General features: G+C 67.9%; 4 protein-coding genes and 2 pseudogenes. 2 read left to right on the plus strand and 4 right to left on the minus strand.

What is annotated here, in order from left to right; all coding sequences use genetic code 11:
* The coding region (locus StrepF001_RS40135; RefSeq protein ID WP_129803020.1) for an IS3 family transposase at nt 1–895 on the plus strand (895 nt) is incomplete at its 5' end.
* A 32-nt stretch (nt 896–927) separates the two neighbouring features.
* Here StrepF001_RS40135 and StrepF001_RS40140 read toward each other — a convergent pair.
* Both StrepF001_RS40140 and StrepF001_RS40145 read right to left on the minus strand, forming a co-directional pair.
* A pseudogene (locus tag StrepF001_RS40140) lies at nt 928–1,872 on the minus strand (IS256 family transposase); the annotation flags it as partial.
* A 453-nt stretch (nt 1,873–2,325) separates the two neighbouring features.
* Nucleotides 2,326–3,006: a site-specific integrase gene (locus tag StrepF001_RS40145; RefSeq protein WP_346657005.1), complete on the minus strand. Its 681-nt coding sequence runs from the start codon at nt 3,004–3,006 to the stop codon at nt 2,326–2,328.
* A 49-nt stretch (nt 3,007–3,055) separates the two neighbouring features.
* Between StrepF001_RS40145 and StrepF001_RS40150 the strand changes: the two genes are divergently transcribed.
* The gene (locus tag StrepF001_RS40150) at nt 3,056–4,447 is read left to right on the plus strand and encodes an IS1380 family transposase (RefSeq protein ID WP_129803021.1); all 1,392 of its coding nucleotides are present in this window, start codon (nt 3,056–3,058) and stop codon (nt 4,445–4,447) included.
* Between the two features lie 682 nt (nt 4,448–5,129).
* Here StrepF001_RS40150 and StrepF001_RS40155 read toward each other — a convergent pair.
* Nucleotides 5,130–5,852 (minus strand): AAA family ATPase, encoded by a 723-nt coding sequence (locus tag StrepF001_RS40155; protein WP_240797922.1) that lies wholly within the window; start codon nt 5,850–5,852, stop codon nt 5,130–5,132.
* Nucleotides 5,849–6,134 (minus strand): annotated as a pseudogene (locus StrepF001_RS40160) (hypothetical protein); the annotation flags it as partial. The gene StrepF001_RS40155 and the pseudogene StrepF001_RS40160, both read right to left, overlap by 4 nt.

Genomic DNA, 6,134 nt, shown 5'->3' on the forward strand with positions numbered 1-6,134 from the left:
ACGGCTCCTGAACCGCTTCCGCTTCATCGAGGACCACCACCGCGCCTTCGGCGTGAAGCGGTTGTGTGCTGTGCTGGAGGTCGCCCGCTCCAGCTTCTACAAATGGCGGGCCGGCCGTGATGCCCGTGCCGCGCGCGAGCGGGCCGATGCCCGGCTCGCCGAGCGGATCAGGGCCGTGCACGCCGAGTGGGACGGCACCTACGGCCGCCCGCGGATCACCGCCGAGCTGCGCGACCAGGGCGAGCGCGTGAACCACAAGCGTGTCGGGCGGGTCATGCGCAAGCACGGCATTACCGGGCTGCGACTGCGCAAGCGCCAGGTCACCACGGTGCCCGAACCGTCCGCCACACCGGTGCCGGACCTGTTCCGGCGCGACTTCACCGCGAGCGGGCCGAACACCAAATACGTCGGGGACATCACCTATCTGCCGGTGGGCGACGGCGAGTTCCTGTATCTGGCGACGGTGATCGACTGCTTCTCGCGCCGTCTGGTGGGCTGGTCGATCGCCAGCCACATGCGCACCTCGCTGGTCAGCAACGCGCTCAGGGCTGCCGCCGCGACCCGAGGCAGCCTGGCCGGAGCCGTATTCCACAGCGATCACGGAGCGCAGTACACCTCTCGCGAATTCGCCGATGTATGCGCCGAGTTGGGTGTCAGGCAGTCCATGGGCGCGGTCGGCACGAGTGCGGACAACGCCCTCGCCGAGTCGTTCAACGCGGCCCTCAAACGTGAGACGCTCCGTGGCGCCCGCCGCTTCGACGGGGCCCGCGCCTGCCGCCTGGCGGTCTTCCGCTGGACCACCCGCTACAACACCCGCCGACGGCACTCGGCGAACGGACACCAGGCGCCGATCGCCTACGAACAGCAGTCAGCTACCTTGACACTTGCTGCATAACGACACGAACAGGTGTCCACTCTCGGGGACAAGGCCCCATCGAGGTGCTCGGCGGCCTTGGGGAACTTCGCCTCCAAGGCGTCCAGCACATGCCGCATCTGGGCCTGGACGGCGTCGGTGTCGGGCTGTTCGAAGACCGTCCGCAGCAGCGTGGCCACCCATGGCTGGGCCGATTTGGGGACCTGGGAGAGCAGGTTCCTTGCGTAGTGGGTGCGGCATCGCTGCCAGGAGGCGCCGGGCAGGACCGCGCCGATCGCGTCCACCAGGCCGGCGTGGGCGTCGGAGACGACCAGCTGGACACCGGACAGGCCGCGGGCGATCAGCGAGCGCAGGAAGGTCAGCCAGCCGGCGCCGTCCTCGCTGGAGGCGACGTCCAGGCCGAGGATCTCGCGGTGGCCGTCGGCGTTGACGCCGACCGCGATCAAGGCGTGGACGTTGATGATGCGTCCGCCCTCGCGGACCTTTTGGGTCAGCGCGTCCACCCAGACGAACGCATACGGCCCGGCGTCCAGGGGCCGGTTGCGGAACGCCGCGACCTGTTCGTCAAGGTGCCGGGCCATCGCCGAGACCTGGGACTTCGACAGCTGGGTGACGCCGAGGGACTCGGCAAGTTTCTCGACGCGGCGGGTGGAGACACCCAGCAGGTAGGCGGTGGCGACCACGCTGATGAGGGCCTGTTCGGCCCGTCGGCGGCGTTCGAGGAGCCAGTGCGGGAAGTAACTGCCGCTGCGGAGCTTGGGGATGGCGAGTTCGACGGTGCCCGCCCGGGTGTCCCACTCGCGGGGGCGGTAGCCGTTGCGGTGGTTGACTCTCTCGTCGCTGACCTGCCCGTATTCGGCGTTGCAGAGGGCGTCTGCCTCGGCGGACATGAGTGCGTCGGCGAACGTCTTGACCATCGCGCGCAGCAGATCGGGACTCGCCGCGGCGAGGTTGTCTTCGGCGAGGGCGTGCAGGGGCAGACTGTCGGGTGCGGTCATCGTGCTGATCTCCTTCGAGCCTTCGACATCTCGAAGATCAGCCGGTGGCCGTTCTTGTATCCGGGCACTCACTCCGACGCCGGGGCAAACGCCCGGATCAGGTGGGAACCGGTACACCACTTCTCAGGACGCAACCGCCCTCCCCAGTCCCGACGTCGAAGAGCTTCCTCACGCGTCACGGCTCCAGGGTGATGCGGGTTGCAGCATCGAGCGTGGTGGAATCCCCGTGGCTCGGCGTGACTCACCTGAAAACCTTCCAGAATCTCCCCAACCAGCAGCTTGAACACCACACGGTGAACGAATCCGTCTTCCCCTGGTAGGCAACGGTGCCGTAGCCGGACGGGCCCTCCCGATTACAGCTACCGGTCCACAGCCGGCAGCCGAACTCCGAGTCCACCTCGATCTTGCGGGCCATACGGCTTGGCAAGTCGCTCGGCTGGAAGACCGCCCGGCTCACGCTTGCCCCTCCGTCGCACCCCCGTGCAAGCCACCCCACATTGTGGCGGCTCCGCGAAGATCCTCGACGTCCGGCTTCACGTACCACTTCTTGGTCGTCTTCACGTTCGTATGTCCGGCCCACCGCGCAAGGATGTGGTCTGGCACGCCGCTGTTGGCCAGGTAGGTGAGGCAAGACGAACGAGCGTCGTAGAGACGGACTCGACGGAGACCGAGGATTGCCATGAGCCGGTACGCGCGTCGACGGAGCTGCTTGATCGTGAAGGCTTCTCCGGTCTCGTGCACCAAGACATAGCCGGAGTCTCTGTAAGCCTCGCCCAGAGCCAGCTTCTCCTTGGCCTGCAGGGCCTTGAACAACTTGAGGGCAGCCAGCACCGGAGCGGGCACCGGGAGTTCCCGCTCACCGGCCAGGGACTTGGTGTCCTTCTCTACCACGTACCGGTTGCCCATCATCGTGCGCGTGTTGGCGATGATGATCGTGGCGTTGTCCAGGTCGACGTCTTCCCACCGGAGGCCGCAGACTTCGGCCGGACGTAGACCCATGAGGGACAGCAGAAGCAGAGCGTACAGCCGTTCTTCATTGACGCCATGAACGAACGTCTGAACCCGGATCCACCGGCTTGATGCCTGTGGATGGCCTTCCGAGAAACGAGGAAGTGCCTTGCGACCTGCGATGATGGGAGTTCTCTAGGCTTCCAGCACGCACGATCGGCAAGGCACTTCTGAGATGCAATCCTCCCATGCCGCGGCGGCGGTCTCGTCCGCGTTCGATGACCCGAATCTGATCGCGTACGGCGGGCTGGGGCCGGTGGTGCGGCTGGCCGAGCGGTGCGGTCTGCCCGCGCTGGCCGACGAGCACATCCACCTGCCGTGCTCGAAGGACGGCATCGGCGCCTTCCCGGCGGCGAAGCTGATGTCGCTGGTGGGCGGCATGGTCGCGGGTGCGGATAGCATCGAGGACATGGACCGGCTGCGGCACGGCGCGATGCCCCGCCTGTTCACCGGAGTGCGGGCCCCGTCCACGCTCGGCTCGTTCCTGCGCTCCTTCACCCACGGCCACGTGAAGCAACTGCACGCCGTAGCCCGCCGGTTGCTGCCCCGTCTCGCGGCGCACACCCCGCTGCTGCCCGGCGCGGACCAGGTCGCCCACGTGGACATCGACGACACCATCCGCCGCACCCACGGCTACGCCAAGCAGGGCACCGGATACGGATACAGCAAGGTCAATGGGGTGAACGCGCTGCTCGGCGTCGTCTCCACACCGCTGGCCGCCCCGGTGATCGCCGCCACCAGGCTGCGCAAAGGACCCTCGAACTCCGCACGCGGGGCGGCCGCGTTCGTCGCCGAGACCATCCGCACCGCCCGCGCCTGCGGCGCAAGCGGCCTGCTGGTGGTGCGGGCCGACTCAGCGTTCTACGGCGCCGACGTCGTGGGCGCCTGCCGGTCCCTGAACGCCCGCTTCTCCATCACGGTGCGGATGAACGCCTCCGTCAAGGCCGCGATCGCAGGTATCGACGACGACGCCTGGACTTCGATCAAGTACCCCCAAGCCGTCTGGGACGAGGAGGGCCAGTGCTGGATCTCGGACGCCGAGATAGCCGAGACCACCTACACCGCCTTCACCTCCAAACCGAAGAAACAGCAGGTCACCGCCCGTCTGATGGTGCGTCGCGTCAAACGCCTGGGCACTGGTGCCCAGGCCGCCGGGCAGGGCACGCTCTTCGACACCTGGCGCTACCACGCCGCGTTCACCGACTCTCCGCTCTCCCTGAGGGACGCCGAGCGTGATCACCGGCGGCACGCTGTGGTGGAACAAGTGATCGCGGACATCAAGAACAGCGCCTTCGCGCATGCGCCGTCCGGATACTTCCAGGCGAATGCCGCCTGGCTCACCCTCGCCGCCCTGGCCCACAACCTCACCCGCGCCGCCGACGCACTGGCCTCTGCGTTCCACGCCAGAGCGACCACCGCAACGATCCGCGACCACCTCATCAACGTGCCCGCCCGCCTCGCCCGCTCCGCCCGCCGACTCACCCTCCACCTGCCCGAACGCTGGCCTTGGAGCGAGGACTTCAGCCAGTTGTTCCGCGCAGCGCACGCGCCACCACCGACCGCCTGACACGCCCTGCCCAACCCGCCCGAACGGGCCCGAGAACTGTGGACATGTGGAAGAGCTGGGCAGACCAGCGGATACTCCCTGCCCGAAACCGCAGATCAGCCGCCAGACCACTCGAACACCCCCGGAATGATCACACCGAAATCAAGCCGGTGGATCCGGGGTGAGCCCGCGGGCCCCCTGCCCCGGCTCCGGCCGGAGGATGACTCGTCGAGACAGGACATCGTTGCTGGTCGTTCGCCATCTCGACGATGCGGTCACGAGGTTGGAGAAGGCCGGGCAGGGAGAGTGATGACCACACCGGCACGCTGGGCGGGACACGGCTCGGTCAGCCGCGCAACAGTTCGCCCGGGCTCACCTCGGCGAGCAGCGGTGGCTCGTTCTCCCCCTCGTAGGCGAGGTGAAGCTCGCGCCTGGCACGGGTGGCCAGCACGTAGTAGGTCATCCGCAGGGCCGCCGAGGTGGGATCGGCACCTCGTCGGTGTGCGTGTCGGGATGACGACCGTGTCGAAACCCAGTCCCTTTGCGCTGGCGCGGTGGACGAGGACGATACCCGGGCGGGCGAGGTCCAGGGTGCGGTAGCGGCCCTTCACTGCCTGGGATGTGTACAGCTGGGGCTTCAGCCATGGTGCTCTGTTCTCCAGGCTGCCGAGCAGGGAAAACTGCGTGTGCCGGGAGTTGACGATCACCGAGTGTGGCCGGGATGTTGCTGTGCCAGCGTGATCAGCAAGTCTGCTGCGCCGCGTTCGGGCAGCCTGTGCACGCGCGGTGGCGGCCCCTCCCGGTCGGGGACGGCGGGCATGCCGGCGCCCGTGTGGAAGTGCGCGGCGAACGCGGCGATCTGGCGGGTGTTCCGGTGATTGCCGTCGAGTTCGACGCGGGTGCAGTTGCCGAGGCGCTGGGCGATGTCCTCAAGAGTGGAGTTCGTGTCGGTCAGCCGCTGGCACTCATCGGCGAACACGGTGATGCGGCCCCCGAGGAGCCTGCACAGCCGGTAGAACTCGGGCGGCAGGTCCTGTCCTTCGTCAATGATCAGGGTCAGACCGGGGTCCCGTTCGGCTTCGGCCGCTCGCTCGTAGAAGGCCGGCCAGTCGTACCAGCCGTCCTCGGCACGTGGAGGTTTGGGACCGTACCAGTTGTCCAGCCATGAGTGCGCTGTGGCCACACGAACACTGCGGTCTCTGGGTCCCAGCGCGTGGACGGTGGACGCCAAGGACTGGTGGAGCAGATGGGAGCGTGTGAGCAGGACGACCGGGGTGCCGGTCAGCGCCAGCATCACGGCGCGCTGGGCTGCCAGAAGGCTCTTGCCACTGCCGGGCGGACCGCTGATCAGATGGTTGCCGTCGAACGGCAGGTTGTCGAGGGCGGACCGTTGCTCCGGCATGAGATCCAGATAGGTGAGCGTCATGAGGTGATCTGCTCCAGGGCTGCGGCAGCCGCTGCGCGGGCGGCTGTGACGATCGGCTCGAAGTAGCCGGGCACCTGTTCACCGCCCACGACGAGGGCGCGGTCGAGCAGCGTGTTGCCGGACTCGCAACTGGTCTCGGGCAACAGGGCGCAGGCGTGACAGGCGGCCCGGTTGAGGTTGCCGAAGCCCTGCCCGGCGTGCTCCGCGCACAGCGGGTCGGCGGAGCACCAGGCCGCCGCTTCGGTCATCCGCAACAGTGTTTCCGCCAAGCGGGGCGGTTCG

The organism is Streptomyces sp. F001 (assembly GCF_004187715.1).
Taxonomy (GTDB): Bacteria; Actinomycetota; Actinomycetes; order Streptomycetales; family Streptomycetaceae; genus Streptomyces; species Streptomyces flavusporus.